This is a genomic window from Enterobacter sp. 186315, assembly GCF_053290175.1.
The window spans coordinates 61,590-81,486 of record NZ_JBPTTK010000018.1 but is presented as its reverse complement, the minus strand read 5'-3'; the positions used below and the strand labels follow the sequence as shown (position 1 = coordinate 81,486).

Sequence of the window (19,897 nt, the reverse complement as noted above, 5' to 3'; positions counted from 1 at the left end):
TACCTGCCTGTCACGCAGGGGGTCGCGGGTTCGAGTCCCGTCCGTTCCGCCACTTATTAAGACATTAAGCCTGCTTACCTAGCAGGCTTAATGGCAAGAAGATTTAGGGGCGTAGCTCAGTTGGTAGAGCACCGGTCTCCAAAACCGGGTGTCGCGAGTTCGAGTCTCTCCGCCCCTGCCATATATAATCCTTTGCTTAGGCAAAGGATTTTTTTTGCCTGAAATACGGCGAAACCCCTCCTAAGAAGTGGCTTACTGCGTCCTTGCAGATTATGAGCATCATTCCATTATGTTGTTTTTCAAGAGATCTTTTATTTGCGATTGCTTGTCGCTGTTCTGCAACCAAATGGCATACAGCGGTCTTGAAAGGGTAGAGGAATCGCTCACGGTGTGTAATCCAGGCTTATTGTCCGCCCAGCGAGTGGGTAACCAGGTACAACCTTTAAGTAAAGCGAGCTGCTGACACGCAATCTCTGCGGAGCTTGTAGTGAGCTGTGGGACGTCATCACTGGCAATCAGACCTGCCTCGTGTTGCTGAAAATCAGGACCCCATTCGAGCCGTAAATAATTCAGATCGGATTTCATTGCTGAAGGCTCTGAGGCATAAAGCGCGAGGCTGAACTGCCCGATAATTTGGCTGCTAAATTCGTCCATTTTGGGGGCTTCTGTCGTGATCAGAAGATCCAGCTGACGCTCATGCAGTTGTTTTACCAGAGACTGACGTTGCGCAATCCGTGCCTCAAACTGCAAATGACTGTGCGAGCGATACAGACGCGTAAGCCATTGACTGAGCATACATTCCCATAGCGACGCGCTGGCACCGATCGAAAATTCATTATGTCGTGAGGTATTCGCAACCTCTTTTCGCGCGGCTTGCCAGGTGTTCATCAACGTTTCGGCGTAGGGTAAGAGCTTCTCTCCGGCCGGCGTCAGACGGATATTATTGCGATGACGGGTAAAAAGATTCACACCCAGCTGATTCTCAAGCTGGCGGATACGAAAACTAACCGCTGACTGCGTCAGGTAAAGGGCTTCCGCTGCTCGCCCAAAGTGACGCGTTCTGCTCACTTCGAGGAAAGTTTTTAGCAATTCCGTATCCACATCTTTCTCCGCAAAATTATTTGTCGTTATGATTTAAATGTTTTGTTTTACACTCTGTCAAGCGTAACTAATACTCCGCGCCATAAATAGCTCGGCCAAAGAATTAGGAGCGTGTAGGATGGCGGAAAGCTTTACGACGATGAATCGTTTTTTCGACAACAAAAATTATCCACGCGGGTTCTCTCGCCATGGTGATTTCACCATCAAAGAAGCACAACTGCTTGAGCGTCATGGTTATGCCTTCAACGAGTTGGATCTGGGGAAACGTGAACCAGAAACGGAAGACGAAAAACAGTTTGTTGCCGTTTGCCGTGGCGAACGTGAGCCGGTTTCAGAAGCTGAACGTGTATGGATAAAGTATATGGCACGTATCAAGCGTCCTAAGCGTTTCCATACGCTGTCAGGCGGTAAGCCGCAGATGGAAGGCGCAGAAGATTACACCGAGTCTGACGACTAACGTGGTGAAGAAAGGGGCTAAGGCCCCTTTTTTACGCCAGCATCTTTTGTAGATGTAGCAACAAACGATCGATCGCGCGATAGCTCAGCGCTTCTTGCAAATGCCGCCTCTCTATTCCCGTACAGCCTTCAATATCCGCAATGGTTCTCGACACTTTCAACAACCGCTGCCACGCGCGTATTGAAAGCCCAAACCTTGCCAGAGTCTCTTCAAGCCAAACCGCGTCTTCGGTATCCAGCTGGCAAAACTGCCTGATCTCCGCATTGTCCAGGTGCGCATTGAGCTTGTTCTGGCGGGCGTACTGCTTAGCTTGTGCATCAATAACCCGTTCACGTACTTGCGCAGACGTCACCCCTTGCCCGTTGTTCTGGCTAAGCAGGCCCGGAGGAGGAAGGGGGATCTCAAGAGAGAGATCGAACCGGTCGAGAAAAGGGCCGGAGAGCTTCCCCAGATAGCGGAGGGTCTGCTCAGGCGTGCAGCGGTTGTGATTGCCCTGATAGTGCCCTGTCGGGCTGGGGTTCATTGCAGCGACAAGCTGGAATCGTGCCGGGTAGCTAATTTTGGCCCGGGTACGGGATATATGGATCTGTCCGGATTCGATAGGCTCACGCAGTGCATCCAGAACGCGTCGCTCAAATTCAGGTAGCTCATCGAGAAAAAGGATGCCGTTGTGCGCCAGCGAAATTTCGCCAGGCCCGGGGATGCTTCCTCCACCTACCATCGCGGTGAGCGAGGCGCTGTGATGCGGTGAGCGAAACGGTCGCCGCCGCCACTGCTTGTGCAACGACGTCGCGCTGACGAGGCTAAAGATTGCGGCGCTTTCAAGCGCCTCACGATTATTGAGCGGCGGTAGCAGGCCATTTAAGCGGCTGGCCAGCATCGTTTTCCCGGTGCCGGGCGGCCCTATCAACAACAGGTTATGCCCACCCGCAGCCGTTATTTCCAACGCTCTCTTTCCCTGCTCCTGACCAATAATGTCGCGGAGATCGTCCAGGCTGTCCTGTAGGGCAACGTCTGCCTCCTGGGGTTCATCCAGCTCATGCCGCCCTTCAAGGTACGCACACACTTCCTGGAGATGACCCGCTATCAGGCATCCCTTTTCGGCGATGAGGCTCACCTCCGGCGCATTTTCATTGGCGACAATGATTTGGCGACCAGCACCTATCGCTTCCAGCGCACCGGATATTGCTCCGGGAACGCCTCTTAGCGAGCCTGTAAGCGCGAGTTCACCCACGAACTCGTACGAGCCTAGCCTTGTGGTGTTGAGCTGCTCAGAGGCGGCGAGAAGCGCAATTGCGATAGGTAAATCGTATCGTCCACCCTCTTTGGGTAAATCAGCCGGCGCGAGATTAATCGTGATTTTCTTCGCCGGGAAGGTATAACCGCTATTGATGATTGCGCTACGAACCCGATCTCGGGCCTCTTTCACGGTGGTTTCCGGCAGCCCGACGAGGGTCAGACCGGGCAGTCCGTTACTGAGATGAACCTCTACAGAAATCAGCGGCGCTTTTACACCAATCGCAGCTCGCGTATAGACAACCGACAGTGACATAAACACCTCCTGTTTGCTCGACTATGCCAGAAAGCGTTTTTGCCGTTAGGAGGGATTTGTTTGATTTACGAGGCAGTTTCCTGACTTTTCACGACAAGTTGCAACGATTGCACTCCTCCGGAATCAGCGTCGCAAAGCGTGAAAATTCTTCGTTATGGCTCTCCGAAAGCCTTTAAAAAAATGAAAATTATTCATTTTCTATTTTTTGTATATAAAACAACGTGTTTTAGAAAAATGATTCGCAGGCTAAACAAACGCGTCATAAATAAATCTTGTGTTAGATTCAAAAACTGTGATAACTCTTTAGGCATTCCTTCGAACAAGATGCAAAAAGAACTGACAATGACAGCCCTTCTACGAGTGATTAGCCTGGTCGTGATTAGCGTGGTGGTGATTATTATCCCACCGTGCGGGGCTGCACTTGGACGAGGAAAGGCTTAAGAATCAAGCCTTAACGAACTAAGACCCCCGCACCGAAAGGTCCGGGGGTTTTTTTATGACTAAAAAACTTAAACGAGGAGCAGAGAATGACGACTAGCACAAAATTCTGTTTCTCCCGATTTATGACGGGGAACTAACTATGAATGGGGCACAGTGGGTGGTACATGCGTTGCGCGCACAGGGAGTGGAAACTGTCTTCGGTTATCCGGGGGGCGCAATTATGCCGATTTACGATGCACTGTATGACGGCGGCGTGGAACACCTCTTGTGCCGACACGAGCAGGGGGCAGCGATGGCGGCCATTGGCTATGCGCGTTCGACCGGTAAAACCGGCGTCTGCATGGCGACCTCTGGGCCGGGCGCGACCAACCTGATCACCGGTCTTGCCGACGCGCTGCTCGACTCCGTACCCGTTGTGGCCATTACCGGCCAGGTCGCTTCTCCCTTCATCGGCACCGATGCTTTCCAGGAAGTGGATGTGCTCGGTCTGTCGCTGGCCTGCACCAAACACAGCTTCCTCGTGCAGTCGCTGGAAGAGTTACCGCGCGTGATGGCGGAAGCTTTCGACGTCGCGAACTCAGGCCGTCCTGGCCCGGTTCTGGTTGATATTCCTAAAGATATCCAGGTTGCGCTGGGCGATCTGGAGCCGCATTTCTCCACCGTTGAAAACAACGACGCTTTCCCTCACGCCGGGGTTGAAGCCGCGCGCCAGATGCTGGCCGACGCGCAAAAGCCGATGCTCTACGTCGGCGGCGGCGTGGGGATGGCACGGGCGGTTCCGGCGCTGCGTGAGTTTATCGCTGCAACGCAAATACCTGCCGCCTGCACGCTGAAAGGGCTGGGCGCGGTAGATGCGGACTACCCGTACTATTTGGGGATGCTGGGAATGCACGGCACCAAAGCAGCAAACTTCGCCGTTCAGGAGTGCGATCTGCTCATCGCCGTGGGCGCGCGTTTTGACGATCGCGTTACGGGCAAGCTGAATACCTTTGCGCCGAATGCCAAAGTCATTCATATGGATATCGACCCGGCGGAAATGAACAAGCTGCGCCAGGTGCATGTAGCCTTGCAGGGCGATCTCAATGCGCTGTTACCGGCATTGCAGCAGCCATTGGATATCAGCGAATGGCGTCAGCACGCGGCGGATATGCGCGTTGAACACGCCTGGCGCTACGACCATCCGGGCGAGGCTATCTACGCGCCGCTGCTGTTAAAACAGCTCTCCGATCGCAAGCCGACAGACTGCGTGGTGACCACCGACGTGGGCCAGCACCAGATGTGGTCTGCGCAACACATGACCTACACACGTCCCGAAAACTTCATCACGTCCAGCGGCTTAGGGACGATGGGCTTCGGCCTGCCGGCTGCCGTGGGGGCGCAGGTCGCGCGTCCGAACGACACCGTCATCTGCATATCCGGTGACGGCTCGTTCATGATGAACGTCCAGGAGCTGGGCACCGTGAAGCGTAAGCAGCTGCCGCTGAAGATTGTTTTACTCGATAACCAGCGTTTAGGCATGGTTCGCCAGTGGCAGCAGCTGTTCTTCCAGGAACGCTACAGCGAAACCACCCTGACCGATAACCCCGATTTCCTCGTTCTGGCCAGCGCCTTTGGTATCCCGGGCCAGCACATCACCCGTAAAGACCAGGTTGAAGCGGCACTCGACACCATGCTGTCAAGCGAAGGGCCTTACCTGCTTCATGTCTCAATCGACGAGCTTGAGAACGTCTGGCCATTGGTACCGCCAGGTGCCAGTAACTCACAAATGCTGGAGAAATTATCATGATGCATCATCAGGTCGCCGTGCAGGCTCGCTTCAACCCGGAAACGTTAGAACGCGTTTTGCGCGTGGTCCGTCATCGTGGTTTTCAAATTTGCTCTATGAATATGGAGACCGCCACGGATGCACAAAACATCAATATCGAATTAACCGTTGCCAGCCCTCGGCCGGTCGACTTACTGTTTAGTCAGTTATCAAAACTGGTAGACGTTGCCCATGTTGCCATCTGCCAGAGCACAACCACATCACAACAAATCCGTGCTTAAGCGCGACAGGAAGAAAAAATGACGACGAAAAAAGCTGATTACATTTGGTTCAATGGTGAGATGGTTCGTTGGGAGGACGCGAAGGTCCACGTGATGTCCCACGCGCTGCACTACGGCACCTCGGTGTTTGAAGGTATCCGTTGCTACGATTCTCACAAAGGACCAGTGGTGTTCCGCCATCGCGAACACATGCAGCGTCTGCATGACTCAGCCAAAATTTATCGTTTCCCGGTCTCTCAGAGCGTTGATGAGCTGATGGAAGCCTGCCGTGAGGTGATCCGTAAAAACAACCTGACCAGCGCCTACATTCGTCCGCTGGTGTTCGTGGGTGACGTGGGTATGGGCGTGAACCCACCTGCCGGTTACAACACCGATGTGATCATTGCCGCGTTCCCGTGGGGTGCCTACCTGGGCGCCGAAGCGCTGGAGCAGGGGATCGATGCAATGGTCTCTTCCTGGAACCGCGTTGCGCCAAACACCATTCCAACCGCCGCGAAAGCGGGCGGTAACTACCTCTCTTCCCTGCTGGTTGGCAGCGAGGCGCGCCGTCATGGCTACCAGGAAGGTATCGCGCTGGACGTGAATGGCTATATCTCTGAAGGTGCGGGTGAGAACCTGTTTGAAGTGAAAGATGGCATCCTGTTCACCCCGCCGTTTACCTCTTCTGCACTGCCGGGCATTACCCGCGACGCCATTATCAAGCTGGCGAAAGATCTGGGTATCGAAGTGCGCGAGCAGGTGCTGTCCCGCGAATCCCTGTATCTGGCCGACGAAGTGTTCATGTCCGGTACGGCGGCTGAAATCACGCCGGTTCGCAGCGTAGACGGTATTCAGGTGGGCGAAGGCCGCTGTGGCCCGGTCACCAAACGCATCCAGCAAGCCTTCTTTGGCCTCTTCACCGGCGAAACCGAAGATAAATACGGCTGGTTGGATCAGGTCAACAACTAAGAACACATATGGGACGGCACGCACCGTCCCATTTGATAGTCAGACGGGAGTAAATAAGCCATGCCTAAGTATCGTTCCGCCACTACCACCCACGGCCGTAATATGGCGGGTGCCCGCGCGCTGTGGCGCGCCACCGGGATGACCGACGCCGATTTCGGCAAGCCAATTATTGCTGTGGTGAACTCCTTTACCCAGTTCGTTCCGGGCCACGTCCACCTGCGCGATCTGGGTAAACTGGTCGCAGAGCAAATCGAAGCGTCCGGCGGTGTGGCGAAAGAGTTCAACACCATTGCGGTGGATGACGGTATCGCGATGGGTCACGGGGGTATGCTCTATTCTCTGCCGTCGCGTGAGCTGATCGCCGACTCCGTTGAGTACATGGTCAACGCCCACTGTGCCGATGCGATGGTCTGTATCTCCAACTGCGACAAAATCACTCCAGGGATGCTGATGGCCTCCCTGCGCCTCAACATTCCGGTGATCTTCGTGTCCGGCGGCCCAATGGAAGCGGGTAAAACCAAGCTTTCCGACAAAATCATCAAGCTCGATCTGGTCGATGCGATGATTCAGGGCGCGGATCCAAAAGTCTCTGACGAGCAGAGCGAGCAGGTAGAGCGTTCCGCCTGTCCGACCTGCGGCTCCTGTTCCGGGATGTTCACCGCCAACTCCATGAACTGCCTGACCGAAGCGCTGGGCCTGTCTCAGCCGGGCAACGGCTCGCTGCTGGCGACCCACGCCGACCGTAAACAGCTGTTCCTTAACGCCGGTAAGCGCATCGTTGAGCTGACCAAACGCTATTACGAGCAGGACGACGCCAGCGCGCTGCCGCGCAACATTGCCAGCAAAGCCGCGTTTGAAAACGCCATGACGCTGGATATCGCCATGGGCGGCTCCACCAACACCGTTCTGCACCTGCTGGCCGCCGCGCAGGAAGCCGAAATCGACTTCACCATGAGCGATATCGACAAGCTGTCCCGCAAGGTGCCGCAGCTGTGTAAAGTCGCGCCAAGTACCCAGAAATATCACATGGAAGACGTTCACCGTGCCGGTGGCGTGCTGGGTATTCTCGGCGAGCTGGATCGCGCCGGGTTGATGAACCGCGACGTGAAAAACGTGCTCGGCCTGACGCTGCCTGAAGCACTCGATCGCTACGACGTGATGCTGACCAAAGACGACGCGGTGAAAAACATGTTCCGCGCCGGCCCGGCGGGCATTCGTACCACGCAGGCCTTCTCGCAGGACTGCCGCTGGGACACGCTGGACGACGATCGCGCCGAAGGCTGCATTCGCTCGCTGGAGCACGCCTACAGCAAAGACGGCGGTCTGGCCGTGCTGTACGGTAACTTCGCGGAAAACGGCTGCATCGTGAAAACCGCAGGCGTTGACGACAGCATCCTGAAATTCACCGGCCCGGCAAAAGTGTACGAAAGCCAGGACGACGCGGTAGAAGCCATTCTTGGCGGTAAAGTGGTGGCGGGCGACGTCGTCGTTATCCGTTACGAAGGGCCGAAAGGCGGACCGGGAATGCAGGAGATGCTCTACCCGACCACCTTCCTGAAATCGATGGGCCTCGGCAAAGCCTGCGCGCTGATCACCGACGGCCGTTTCTCCGGCGGGACCTCCGGCCTGTCTATCGGCCACGTTTCGCCTGAAGCGGCGAGCGGCGGCAACATCGCCATCATCGAAGACGGCGATCTGATCGAAATCGACATTCCGAACCGTGGCATTCAGCTCAGGCTGAGCGACCAGGAGATTGCCGCCCGTCGTGAAGCGCAGGAAGCGCGCGGCGACAAAGCCTGGACGCCGAAAGATCGCCAGCGTGAAGTCTCCTTCGCGCTGCGTGCCTACGCGAGCCTGGCCACCAGTGCAGATAAAGGCGCGGTGCGCGATAAATCTAAACTTGGGGGCTAATGATGGCCGAGTCACAACCCTTATCCGCCGCCCCTGAGGGGGCGGAATATCTGCGGGCGGTGCTGCGCGCGCCGGTCTATGAGGCCGTGCAGGTCACGCCGCTGCAAAAAATGGACAAGCTCTCGTCGCGCCTCGACAACGTAATTTTAGTGAAGCGCGAAGACCGCCAGCCGGTACATAGCTTTAAGCTGCGCGGGGCCTACGCGATGATGGCGGGGCTGACCGATGAGCAGAAAGCGCGCGGCGTGATTACCGCTTCTGCGGGTAACCACGCGCAGGGCGTGGCGTTCTCGTCTGCGCGTCTGGGGCTGAAGGCGCTGATCGTCATGCCGGTTGCCACGGCGGATATCAAAGTGGATGCGGTGCGTGGTTTTGGTGGTGAAGTGCTGCTTCACGGCGCCAACTTTGACGAAGCGAAAGCCAAAGCGATTGAGCTGGCGCAACAGCAGGGCTTTACCTGGGTGCCGCCGTTCGATCACCCGATGGTGATTGCCGGACAGGGCACGCTGGCGCTGGAACTGCTACAGCAGGATGCCCATCTCGATCGCGTGTTTGTCCCGGTGGGCGGCGGCGGTCTTGCGGCGGGCGTCGCGGTGCTGATCAAACAGCTGATGCCGCAGATCAAAGTGATCGCCGTTGAGGCGGAAGATTCAGCCTGCCTGAAAGCGGCGCTCGATGCCGGGCATCCGGTGGATCTTCCCCGCGTCGGGCTGTTTGCCGAGGGCGTGGCGGTTAAGCGCATTGGCGACGAAACCTTCCGTCTTTGCCAGGAGTATCTCGACGATATCGTCACCGTGGACAGCGATGCGATCTGCGCGGCGATGAAAGATCTGTTCGAGGACGTGCGCGCGGTGGCGGAACCGTCCGGTGCGCTGGCGCTGGCGGGAATGAAAAAATACATCGCCCAGCACAACATTCGCGGCGAGCGTCTGGCGCACGTACTTTCAGGTGCGAACGTGAACTTCCACGGCCTGCGCTACGTGTCCGAGCGCTGCGAGCTGGGTGAACAGCGTGAAGCGCTGCTGGCGGTGACCATTCCGGAAGAGAAGGGCAGCTTCCTCAAGTTCTGCCAGCTGCTGGGCGGGCGTTCGGTGACGGAATTTAACTACCGTTTTGCCGATGCTAAAGATGCCTGCATTTTTGTCGGCGTGCGTTTAAGCCGTGGTCTGGACGAGCGCAAAGAGATCCTCAGCCTGCTCCATGAAGGCGGCTACAGCGTGGTCGATCTCTCCGACGATGAGATGGCGAAGCTGCACGTGCGCTACATGGTGGGCGGACGCCCGTCGAAGCCGCTACGTGAACGTCTGTTCAGCTTCGAGTTCCCGGAATCCCCGGGCGCGTTGCTTAAGTTCCTGCATACGCTCGGCACGCACTGGAATATTTCTCTGTTCCACTACCGCAGCCACGGTACCGACTACGGTCGCGTGCTGGCGGCGTTCGAGCTGGGCGAGCACGAGCCTGATTTCGAAACGCGGCTGAACGAGCTGGGCTATGAGTGTCACGACGAAACCCATAACCCGGCGTTCAGGTTCTTCCTGGCGGGTTAATGGTTCGGCAATATCTTCCAGAACGCATCAATAAGCGGCTCATGCAGCCGCTTTTTTTGTGCGCAAACGCCAAGCTCAAACGGCGTTTTCTCGTCGCTGCGCTCTAAAATCATCACGCGGTTACGCACCGGTTCCGGGCTGTTCTCCAGCACCACTTCCGGCAGCAGCGCAATGCCGCAGCCTAACGCGACCATCGACACCATCGCCTCGTGACCGCCAACGGTGGCGTAAATTGACGGATTACTGATTTTCTGACGGCGGAACCAAAGCTCGATGCGGCGGCGCACCGGCCCCTGATCGGCCATGATAAACGGCACCGTTGACCAGTCCGGTTTTTCCACCGACACCTGATTTCGCACCGGGCAGGGCAGCGCCGGGGCAATCAGCACCACCGCCAGATTTTCGAGCATCGAGAAGGCCACCGCGCCCGGCAGGGTTTCTGGTTTTCCGGCGATGGCCAGATCCGCTTCCCCCGTCACCACCTTTTCCATCGCGTCAGCGGCATCGCCCGTGGTGAGTTTTATTTCAACCGAGGGATGCTCGGCGCGGAAGCGGTCGAGGATGGGCGGCAGGTGGCTGTAGGCGGCGGTCACGGAGCAGAAAATATGCAGCTCGCCGGAGAGCGACGGCCCCTGCTGGTCGATGGTGTGGCGCAGCTGCTGATACTGCAACAGCGTCTGCTGGGCAAAAACCCGCAGCTCTTCGCCCGCTTCGGTGAGCGTGACGGTACGGTTGTCGCGCACAAACAGCGGCTGGCCCAGATCCTCTTCCAGGCGCTGGATCTGACGCGAAAGCGTAGAGGGGCTGACGTGCATCGCCCGCGCGCTGCGGCCAAAGTGGCGGCTTTCCGCCAGATGCAGGAACAATTTCAAATCGCGTAAATCCACGGATTTCACCCCCTCTTTTTACATTGCAGAAATTGCAACGTGACGTTGTGAATATATCAATTTCCGCAATAAATTTCCTGTTGTAATGTGGGTACATTCTCGCTGAAACGCGAACCGAACAATAAGACACACAACATCACGAGGTATCACCCATGGCTAACTACTTTAATACACTGAACTTGCGCCAGCAGCTGGCGCAGCTGGGCAAATGCCGCTTCATGGCGCGCGATGAATTTGCCGATGGCGCGAGCTACCTTCAGGGTAAAAAAGTGGTCATCGTCGGCTGTGGCGCACAGGGTCTGAACCAGGGCCTGAACATGCGTGACTCCGGTCTGGATATCTCCTACGCCCTGCGTAAAGAAGCGATTGCTGAGAAGCGCGCGTCATGGCGTAAAGCGACCGAAAACGGCTTCAAAGTGGGCACCTACGAAGAGCTGATCCCGCAGGCGGATCTGGTGGTTAACCTGACCCCAGACAAGCAGCACTCCGACGTTGTGCGTTCCGTTCAGCCGCTGATGAAAGACGGCGCGGCGCTGGGTTACTCCCACGGCTTTAACATCGTTGAAGTGGGCGAGCAAATTCGTAAAGACATCACCGTCGTGATGGTCGCGCCAAAATGTCCGGGTACGGAAGTGCGTGAAGAGTACAAGCGTGGTTTCGGCGTCCCGACCCTGATCGCCGTTCACCCGGAAAACGATCCGAAAGGCGAAGGTATGGCGATTGCTAAAGCCTGGGCTGCGGCGACCGGCGGCCACCGTGCAGGCGTGCTGGAATCTTCTTTCGTTGCCGAAGTGAAATCTGACCTGATGGGCGAGCAGACTATCCTGTGCGGCATGTTGCAGGCCGGTTCTCTGCTGTGCTTCGACAAGCTGGTGGAAGAGGGCACCGACCCGGCATACGCTGAAAAACTGATCCAGTTCGGCTGGGAAACCATCACCGAAGCGCTGAAGCAGGGCGGTATCACGCTGATGATGGATCGCCTGTCTAACCCGGCGAAACTGCGTGCTTACGCGCTGTCTGAACAGCTGAAAACGATTATGGCGCCGCTGTTCCAGAAACACATGGACGACATCATCTCCGGCGAGTTCTCTTCCGGCATGATGGCTGACTGGGCGAACGACGATAAAAAACTGCTGACCTGGCGTGAAGAGACCGGTAAAACCGCATTCGAAACTGCCGCGCAGTATGACGGCAAAATCAGCGAGCAGGAGTACTTCGATAAAGGCGTACTGATGATCGCAATGGTGAAAGCAGGCGTTGAGCTGGCGTTCGAAACCATGGTGGATTCCGGCATCATCGAAGAGTCAGCGTACTACGAATCACTGCACGAGCTGCCGCTGATCGCAAACACCATCGCCCGTAAGCGTCTGTATGAAATGAACGTGGTTATCTCTGATACCGCCGAGTACGGTAACTACCTGTTCTCTTACGCGTGTGTACCGCTGCTGAAAGAGTTCATGACCACCTTGCAGACGGGCGATCTGGGCCAGGCGATTGCTGAAGGTGCGGTGGATAACGCGCAGCTGCGCGATGTGAACGATGCAATCCGCAGTCACGAAATCGAGAAGATTGGTCAGAAGCTGCGTGGCTATATGACCGATATGAAGCGTATTGCTGTAGCGGGTTGATGCCCTCACCCCGACCCTCTCCCACAGGGAGAGGGGGCAAACATTAAAGGCCTTCTCTCTGAGAAGGCCTTGTTGTTTATTTGCGATATAAAACTTTAACGACGTGGTAGCCGAACTGGGTGTGCAGCGGGCCGACTGGCTCCAGCTCCGGGCAGGAGAAGACCAGCTTATCGAACGCCGGAACCATCTGGCCCTGGCGGAATTCACCTAAGTCGCCGCCGCGTTTGCCAGACGGGCAAATAGAGTGTTTCTTCGCCAGCTTGCCGAAATCGGCGCCGTTTTTAAGCTGCTCCAGAAGATCCAGAGCCAGTTTCTCTTCTTTAACAAGGATATGCAGTGCTGCCGCTGTTTTTGCCATGATCGTGCCTTGAGTGGTATGGATTAGGCTCGCTATACTACCACGCTGTTATTCTCCCCTCCTGACTTTCAATGAGCGATCCTTATGCGTTTAAACCCCGGACAACAACAAGCCGTCGAATTTGTCACCGGACCCTGTCTGGTGCTGGCAGGGGCTGGTTCCGGCAAAACCCGCGTGATCACCAATAAAATCGCCCACCTGATCCGTGGCTGCGGCTATCAGGCGCGCCATATCGCGGCGGTGACCTTCACCAACAAAGCGGCGCGCGAGATGAAAGAGCGCGTCGGCCAGACGCTGGGGCGCAAAGAGGCGCGCGGGCTGATGATCTCCACCTTCCACACGCTGGGGCTGGATATCATTAAACGCGAATACGCCGCGCTGGGGATGAAGTCCAACTTCTCGCTGTTCGACGACACCGACCAGGTGGCGCTGCTCAAAGAGCTGACCGAGGGGCTGATCGAAGACGATAAAGTGCTGCTACAACAGCTGATCTCGACGATCTCCAACTGGAAAAACGATCTGATGACCCCCGCCCAGGCGGCGGCGAGTGCCAAAGGCGAGCGGGACAGGATCTTCGCCCACTGCTATAGCCTGTACGACGCGCACATGAAAGCCTGCAACGTGCTGGATTTTGACGATCTGATCCTGCTGCCAACGCTGCTGCTTCAGCGTAACGAAGAGGTGCGCGAGCGCTGGCAAAATAAAATTCGTTACCTGCTGGTGGACGAATATCAGGACACCAACACCAGCCAGTACGAGCTGGTGAAGCTGCTGGTCGGGCAGCGCGCGCGATTCACCGTGGTGGGGGACGACGATCAGTCGATTTACTCCTGGCGCGGCGCGCGTCCGCAAAACCTGGTGCTGCTGAGCAAAGATTTTCCGGCGCTTCAGGTTATTAAGCTGGAGCAGAACTACCGCTCGTCCGGCCGCATCCTGAAGGCGGCGAACATCCTGATCGCCAATAACCCGCACGTGTTTGAAAAGCGCCTTTTCTCCGAGCTGGGTTACGGCACCGAGCTGAAAGTCCTTAGCGCCAATAATGAAGAGCACGAAGCGGAGCGCGTAACGGGGGAGCTGATTGCTCACCACTTCGTCAATAAAACCGAATATAAGGATTACGCGATCCTCTATCGCGGTAATCATCAGTCGCGCGTCTTTGAAAAAATGCTGATGCAAAACCGCATCCCTTACAAAATTTCCGGCGGCACCTCGTTCTTCTCACGCCCTGAAATCAAAGATCTGCTGGCCTATCTGCGCGTGCTAACCAACCCGGACGACGACAGCGCCTTCCTGCGTATCGTGAATACCCCGAAACGTGAGATCGGCCCGGCGACCCTGCAAAAGCTGGGGGAGTGGGCGATGACCCGCAGCAAAAGCATGTTTACCGCCAGCTTCGATATGGGGCTAAGCCAGACGCTGACCGGTCGCGGTTACGACTCCCTGACCCGCTTTACCCACTGGCTCGGTGAGATCCAGCGCCTGGCCGAGCGCGAGCCGGTGGCGGCGGTGCGCGATCTGATCCACGGCATCGACTACGAATCCTGGCTCTATGAAACCTCCGCCAGCCCGAAAGCGGCGGAGATGCGCATGAAGAACGTCAACCAGCTCTTTAGCTGGATGACCGAAATGCTCGAAGGCTCGGAGATCGACGAGCCGATGACCCTGACGCAGGTGGTCACCCGCTTTACGCTGCGCGATATGATGGAGCGCGGCGAAAGCGAAGAAGAGGCCGACCAGGTTCAGCTGATGACGCTGCACGCCTCAAAAGGGCTGGAGTTCCCGTATGTTTATCTGGTGGGCATGGAAGAGGGATTGCTGCCGCACCAGAGCAGCATCGACGAAGATAACGTCGATGAAGAGCGCCGTCTGGCCTACGTGGGCATTACCCGCGCCCAGAAAGAGCTGACCTTCACGCTGTGCAAAGAGCGCCGACAGTATGGCGAGCTGGTGCGCCCGGAGCCGAGCCGCTTCCTGCTGGAACTGCCGCAGGACGATCTGATTTGGGAGCAGGAGCGCAAAGCGATCACCGCTGAAGAGCGGATGCATAAAGGCCAGGCAAACGTGGCGAACATTCGCGCCATGCTGGCAAAAGCCAAAGAGAAGGGATAATGAGCGGTAGGCCGGGTCAGGCGAAGCCGCCACCCGGCAATATTCAGGGTATTACCGCACCTCAAGCACCCAGTGGACGTAGCTCTGCCACTGGCACTCCTGGTCAATCAGTTCTGCCCCAAGCGGGTGACAGTCCAGCCATTTTTCCGGCAGCGTCAGCGACAGTTTTTCATCTTCCGCCACCAGACTGATGGTCGGCAGTAGATCGTCGCGACGACGGCTGGCAAACAGGATCGCCAGACGCAGCAGGCGACACAGATGCTCCGCCACGCGCGGTGGAACGGCGTTTTGCTGATGCAGCGATGAGAGATCGACCGTATTGGTCTGGTTCAACAGCAGGGTCGCCAGCAGCTTTTTCTGCGCGGGCGTATAGCCGGGCAGATCGAGGTTGCGCACCAGATAGGCCGCGTGTGCAGCCGCCTGTTTGAAATCGATACTCAAACCCACTTCGTGTAGCGCACAGGCGCTCAGCAGCAGATCGCGACTGAGCGGCTCCAGGTCCCAGCTTCCGCCAACCTGATCGGCAAAACGGGAAGCCAGATGCCCGACGCGCTGGGCCTGATCGATATCCACCATAAAGCGGCGCTGGACGTTACGCAGCGTGCGGCTGCGGATATCCTGATCGACCGACAGATGCAGCATGCCGTAAACCAGCCCTTCGCGCAGCGCGCCACCGGCCAGAGTCATGCACTGAATGTTCAGCTCGGTGAAGATGGCGATAAGAATGGCGAGGCCGCTCGGGAAAACCAGCGCGCGTTCAAGCGTCAGGCCTTCAATTTCCAGCTCTTCAAGACGACCGCACTGAATCGCGCGCTGCTTAAGCTGGTGGAGCTTGGCGAGCGTTATCCGCTCGTCCATCCCCTGCGCCATCATGATTTCCTGCAACGCCTGGACGGTGCCCGATGCGCCAACGCAGACTTTCCAGCCGTGATAGCGCAGTTCGTCCATGACCGGGCGCAGCACGTCGCGGGCGGCTTTTTCGGCTTCGTCGAAATTCTCTTTGGCGAGATTTCGGTCGGTGAAATAGCGTTCGAGCCAGGTGACGCAGCCCATCGACAAGCTGAACAGCGATGTGGCCTGCGCGCCCGTGCCGGTCACTAGTTCGGTACTGGCGCCGCCGATATCCACCACCAGGCGGCGATCGTCACCGCCGGTTGTGTGCGCCACGCCCTGATAAATCAGGCGCGCTTCTTCCTCACCGCTGATGATCTGCACCGGGCAGCCCAGAATTTCCTGCGCTTTGGCAATGAAATCGACGGCGTTAACGGCCAGACGCAGCGTGGCGGTGGCCACAACGCGGATTTGATTATGGGGGATATCTTGCAGACGTTCGGCAAAAAGCCGTAAACATTGCCAGCCACGTTCCATGGCTTCGGGAGAGAGGTGGTTATCGCTGCTCAGGCCCGCCGCCAGGCGGACCTTGCGCTTAATGCGCGTCAGCGTCTGTATGCTTCCCGCCACCTCGCGCACAACCAGCATATGAAAACTATTGGAACCGAGATCAATGGCTGCATAGAGCGAGGAGGAGCTGAGCATATTTTTTTAACCTGAACGACGACGATTACGCGGTGCGCCACCGGAACGGCGCGGACCATTGCCGGTGCGAGGGCGCGTCAGGCGCTTCGGCGGTGGCAATTCGCTTAACAGCGCTTCCGGGTTGTATTTGCTCTGCGGGATCGAGTGACCGATGTAGGTCTCAATCGCGGGCAGGTTCAGCGCATACTCTTCACAGGCCAGACTGATTGAGTGACCGCTTGCGCCAGCACGACCGGTACGACCGATACGGTGAACGTAATCTTCGCAGTCATCCGGCAGATCGTAGTTAAAGACGTGGGTTACGGCAGGAATATGCAGGCCGCGTGCCGCGACATCCGTTGCAACCAGAATATCCAGGTCACCACGGGTAAATTCTTCAAGAATGCGCAGGCGTTTCTTCTGCGCAACGTCGCCGGTCAGCAGGCCAACGCGGTGTCCGTCTGCGGCCAGGTGACCCCAGATATCTTCACAGCGGTGCTTGGTGTTAGCGAAGATAATGGCGCGATCCGGCCACTCTTCTTCGATCAGCGTTTGCAGCAGGCGCATTTTCTCTTCATTGGATGGATAGAAGAGCTCTTCTTTAATGCGGTGGCCGGTTTTCTGCTCTGGTTCAACTTCTACATACTCGGCGTTGTTCATTTGTTCGAACGCCAGTTCGCGTACGCGATAAGAGAGGGTAGCTGAGAACAGCATGTTGAGGCGCTGATTGGCCACAGGCATACGGCGGAACAGCCAGCGGATATCTTTAATGAAGCCCAGATCGTACATGCGGTCGGCTTCATCCAGCACAACCACCTGGATAGCACCGAGGTTAATGTGGTTCTGCTTTGCGTAATCGATAAGACGGCCGGTGGTGCCGATCAGGATATCGACGCCGCTCTCCAGCACTTTAAGCTGTTTGTCGTAACCGTCGCCGCCATAGGCCAGACCGAGCTTGAGGCCGGTTGCCTGTGCCAGCGGTTCAGCGTCTGCATGGATCTGTACCGCCAGTTCTCGCGTCGGGGCCATAATTAGCGCGCGCGGCTGGTTAACTTTGCGGTCTGCAATTGCTGGATGAGAAAGTAAATAATGAAACGTTGACGTTAAAAACGCCATCGTTTTGCCAGTACCGGTTTGCGCCTGCCCTGCAACATCGCGGCCTGCCAGCGTCAGCGGCAGTGCGAGGGCCTGAATGGGCGTGCAGTTATGAAACCCTTTATTTTCAAGGGCTTCGATCACCTTTGGGTGCAGGGCGAAGTCGGAAAACTTCTGTTCTGTTAAATGTGTTTTGCTCATAGTGTGGTAGAATATCAGCTTACTATTGCTTTACGAAAGCGTATCCGGTGAAATAAAGTCAACCTTTAGTTGGTTAATGCTACATCAACACGTCGTTGATTGACGCGAAACCAACGCACCAGGCTTATTCCTGTGGAGTTATATATGAGCGATAAAATTATTCACCTGACTGACGACAGTTTTGACACGGACGTACTTAAAGCTGACGGGCTGATCCTCGTCGATTTCTGGGCTGAATGGTGTGGTCCTTGCAAAATGATCGCCCCGATTCTGGATGAGATCGCTGATGAGTATCAGGGCAAACTGACCGTTGCCAAGCTGAACATCGACCAGAACCCGGGCACCGCACCTAAATACGGTATCCGTGGCATCCCGACCCTGCTGCTGTTCAAAGGCGGCGAAGTGGCGGCGACCAAAGTGGGCGCACTGTCCAAAGGTCAACTGAAAGAGTTCCTCGACGCTAACCTGGCGTAAGGTTTCTCCGCTGAGCGTCCAGAGCGCCTAAATTAAGTGGATCTCTGGACGCCCGGCTTTAGTCGTGCTAAGTTACTTGTGACTTCGTTTTAAACATATCTGTTGTTTGAATCTTGCTTTACCCCATACTTCCCGTTGCTGATACACACAATGCGTGAAGTTGCTAAATTCCGGGCTTGTCACTCAATCCGTCTTGTCGTTTCAGTTCTGCGTTCTTTCCCTGTGACCAGACAGCGTACAGACATGAGTTGATGGCCGCTAAACAGGCATGGATGACCCTGCCATACCATTCACAACATTAAGTTCGAGAATCACCCCGAGTTTAAGAACCCACACCATTATGAATCTTACCGAATTAAAGAATACGCCGGTTTCTGAGCTGATCACTCTCGGCGAAAATATGGGGCTGGAAAACCAGGCTCGTATGCGCAAGCAGGACATCATTTTCGCCATCCTGAAGCAGCACGCTAAGAGTGGCGAAGATATCTTTGGCGACGGTGTGCTGGAGATACTGCAAGACGGATTTGGTTTCCTCCGCTCAGCAGACAGCTCCTACCTCGCCGGCCCCGACGACATCTACGTATCCCCTAGCCAAATCCGCCGTTTCAACCTCCGCACTGGTGACACCATTTCAGGTAAGATTCGTCCTCCTAAAGAGGGTGAACGCTACTTTGCGCTGTTGAAAGTCAATGAAGTTAACTACGACAAACCAGAAAACTCGCGCAACAAGATCCTGTTTGAAAACTTAACGCCGCTGCACGCGAACTCTCGTCTGCGCATGGAGCGTGGTAACGGGTCTACCGAAGACTTAACCGCTCGCGTTCTGGATCTGGCTTCTCCGATTGGTCGTGGTCAGCGTGGTCTGATTGTCGCTCCGCCAAAAGCGGGTAAAACCATGCTGCTGCAAAACATCGCGCAGAGCATCGCTTACAACCACCCAGACTGCGTGCTGATGGTACTGCTGATCGACGAACGTCCTGAAGAAGTGACCGAGATGCAGCGTCTGGTTAAAGGTGAAGTGGTTGCGTCTACCTTCGACGAACCGGCATCTCGCCACGTTCAGGTTGCGGAAATCGTTATCGAGAAGGCGAAACGTCTGGTTGAACACAAGAAAGACGTTATCATCCTGCTCGACTCCATCACCCGTCTGGCGCGTGCTTACAACACCGTGGTTCCGGCTTCCGGTAAAGTGTTGACCGGTGGTGTTGACGCCAACGCCCTGCACCGTCCAAAACGCTTCTTCGGTGCGGCACGTAACGTCGAAGAGGGCGGCAGCCTGACCATCATTGCAACCGCGCTTATCGACACCGGTTCTAAGATGGATGAGGTTATTTACGAAGAGTTTAAAGGTACAGGCAACATGGAACTGCACCTCTCTCGTAAAATCGCTGAAAAACGCGTCTTCCCGGCTATCGACTACAACCGTTCCGGTACTCGTAAGGAAGAGCTGCTCACCACTCAGGAAGAGCTGCAAAAAATGTGGATCCTGCGCAAAATCATTCACCCAATGGGTGAAATCGACGCAATGGAGTTCCTCATTAATAAACTGGCGATGACCAAAACTAACGACGATTTCTTCGACATGATGAAACGCTCGTAACGCAAATAAAGCCAGCAAACGCCACGT

18 protein-coding genes and 1 tRNA gene are annotated in these 19,897 nt (G+C 56.2%); 13 read left to right on the top strand and 6 right to left on the bottom strand.

Annotation, left to right across the window (positions count from 1 at the left end; all coding sequences use genetic code 11):
• Positions 1-105 precede the first annotated feature (105 nt).
• Positions 106-181, top strand: a tRNA-Trp gene (locus ACSVHP_RS17945).
• A 98-nt stretch (positions 182-279) separates the two neighbouring features.
• Here the strand turns inward: ACSVHP_RS17945 and hdfR are convergent.
• Entirely contained in the window at positions 280-1,101 is an 822-nt protein-coding gene (gene hdfR / locus ACSVHP_RS17940) for an HTH-type transcriptional regulator HdfR (RefSeq protein WP_447552609.1), read from the bottom strand.
• A 118-nt stretch (positions 1,102-1,219) separates the two neighbouring features.
• Between hdfR and ACSVHP_RS17935 the strand changes: the two genes are divergently transcribed.
• Positions 1,220-1,558: a DUF413 domain-containing protein gene (locus ACSVHP_RS17935; protein WP_234674735.1), complete on the top strand. Its 339-nt coding sequence runs from the start codon at positions 1,220-1,222 to the stop codon at positions 1,556-1,558.
• Between the two features lie 31 nt (positions 1,559-1,589).
• On the opposite strand, the gene ACSVHP_RS17930 is transcribed toward ACSVHP_RS17935, so the two are convergent.
• A complete protein-coding gene (locus tag ACSVHP_RS17930) occupies positions 1,590-3,110 on the bottom strand; it encodes a YifB family Mg chelatase-like AAA ATPase (protein ID WP_447552608.1) in 1,521 nt (506 codons plus the stop codon).
• A gap of 342 nt (positions 3,111-3,452) precedes the next feature.
• Between ACSVHP_RS17930 and ilvL the strand changes: the two genes are divergently transcribed.
• From ilvL to ilvA, 7 genes are all read left to right on the top strand, one after another.
• Positions 3,453-3,551 carry an ilv operon leader peptide gene (ilvL, locus tag ACSVHP_RS17925; protein ID WP_001311244.1) on the top strand — a complete coding sequence of 33 codons (99 nt, stop codon included), beginning with the start codon at positions 3,453-3,455 and terminating at the stop codon, positions 3,549-3,551.
• 86 nt (positions 3,552-3,637) lie between these two features.
• Positions 3,638-3,688: a peptide IlvX gene (gene ilvX, locus ACSVHP_RS17920; RefSeq protein WP_166792073.1), complete on the top strand. Its 51-nt coding sequence runs from the start codon at positions 3,638-3,640 to the stop codon at positions 3,686-3,688.
• Positions 3,689-3,690: 2 nt separating this feature from the next.
• Entirely contained in the window at positions 3,691-5,337 is a 1,647-nt protein-coding gene (gene ilvG / locus ACSVHP_RS17915) for an acetolactate synthase 2 catalytic subunit (protein ID WP_447552607.1), read from the top strand.
• Positions 5,334-5,597 carry an acetolactate synthase 2 small subunit gene (ilvM, locus tag ACSVHP_RS17910; protein ID WP_417314643.1) on the top strand — a complete coding sequence of 88 codons (264 nt, stop codon included), beginning with the start codon at positions 5,334-5,336 and terminating at the stop codon, positions 5,595-5,597. The genes ilvG and ilvM overlap by 4 nt, the downstream gene beginning before the upstream one ends.
• An 18-nt stretch (positions 5,598-5,615) precedes the next feature.
• Positions 5,616-6,545 (top strand): branched-chain-amino-acid transaminase, encoded by a 930-nt coding sequence (gene ilvE / locus ACSVHP_RS17905; RefSeq protein ID WP_417314645.1) that lies wholly within the window; start codon positions 5,616-5,618, stop codon positions 6,543-6,545.
• A gap of 60 nt (positions 6,546-6,605) precedes the next feature.
• The gene (gene ilvD / locus ACSVHP_RS17900) at positions 6,606-8,456 is read left to right on the top strand and encodes a dihydroxy-acid dehydratase (RefSeq protein ID WP_447552606.1); all 1,851 of its coding nucleotides are present in this window, start codon (positions 6,606-6,608) and stop codon (positions 8,454-8,456) included.
• Between the two features lie 2 nt (positions 8,457-8,458).
• Entirely contained in the window at positions 8,459-10,003 is a 1,545-nt protein-coding gene (gene ilvA / locus ACSVHP_RS17895) for a threonine ammonia-lyase, biosynthetic (protein ID WP_234674741.1), read from the top strand.
• Here the strand turns inward: ilvA and ilvY are convergent.
• The gene (ilvY, locus tag ACSVHP_RS17890) at positions 10,000-10,890 is read right to left on the bottom strand and encodes an HTH-type transcriptional activator IlvY (RefSeq protein ID WP_234674742.1); all 891 of its coding nucleotides are present in this window, start codon (positions 10,888-10,890) and stop codon (positions 10,000-10,002) included. The genes ilvA and ilvY overlap by 4 nt on opposite strands.
• A 152-nt stretch (positions 10,891-11,042) precedes the next feature.
• Here ilvY and ilvC point away from each other — a divergent pair, with 152 nt between their 5' ends.
• Complete coding sequence (gene ilvC / locus ACSVHP_RS17885) at positions 11,043-12,518, top strand: ketol-acid reductoisomerase (protein ID WP_447552605.1); 1,476 nt, start codon at positions 11,043-11,045, stop codon at positions 12,516-12,518.
• 76 nt (positions 12,519-12,594) lie between these two features.
• Here ilvC and ppiC read toward each other — a convergent pair whose 3' ends face one another.
• Positions 12,595-12,876 carry a peptidylprolyl isomerase PpiC gene (gene ppiC / locus ACSVHP_RS17880; RefSeq protein ID WP_039031237.1) on the bottom strand — a complete coding sequence of 94 codons (282 nt, stop codon included), beginning with the start codon at positions 12,874-12,876 and terminating at the stop codon, positions 12,595-12,597.
• A gap of 84 nt (positions 12,877-12,960) precedes the next feature.
• Between ppiC and rep the strand changes: the two genes are divergently transcribed.
• Positions 12,961-14,985, top strand: a complete 2,025-nt coding sequence (gene rep, locus ACSVHP_RS17875) for a DNA helicase Rep (RefSeq protein WP_417314650.1) — start codon at positions 12,961-12,963, stop codon at positions 14,983-14,985.
• Between the two features lie 51 nt (positions 14,986-15,036).
• Here rep and gppA read toward each other — a convergent pair whose 3' ends face one another.
• Positions 15,037-16,521, bottom strand: coding sequence for a guanosine-5'-triphosphate,3'-diphosphate diphosphatase (gene gppA / locus ACSVHP_RS17870; RefSeq protein ID WP_447552604.1), 1,485 nt, complete (start codon positions 16,519-16,521; stop codon positions 15,037-15,039).
• A 6-nt stretch (positions 16,522-16,527) separates the two neighbouring features.
• A complete protein-coding gene (rhlB, locus tag ACSVHP_RS17865) occupies positions 16,528-17,796 on the bottom strand; it encodes an ATP-dependent RNA helicase RhlB (protein ID WP_447552603.1) in 1,269 nt (422 codons plus the stop codon).
• A 144-nt stretch (positions 17,797-17,940) separates the two neighbouring features.
• On the opposite strand from rhlB, the gene trxA reads away from it, so the two are divergent.
• Together trxA and rho are read left to right on the top strand one after the other, a co-directional pair.
• Entirely contained in the window at positions 17,941-18,270 is a 330-nt protein-coding gene (gene trxA / locus ACSVHP_RS17860) for a thioredoxin TrxA (protein ID WP_014072297.1), read from the top strand.
• Between the two features lie 340 nt (positions 18,271-18,610).
• On the top strand, positions 18,611-19,870 hold the full coding sequence (gene rho / locus ACSVHP_RS17855; protein ID WP_447552602.1) for a transcription termination factor Rho: 1,260 nt from the start codon (positions 18,611-18,613) through the stop codon (positions 19,868-19,870).
• Positions 19,871-19,897 lie beyond the last annotated feature (27 nt).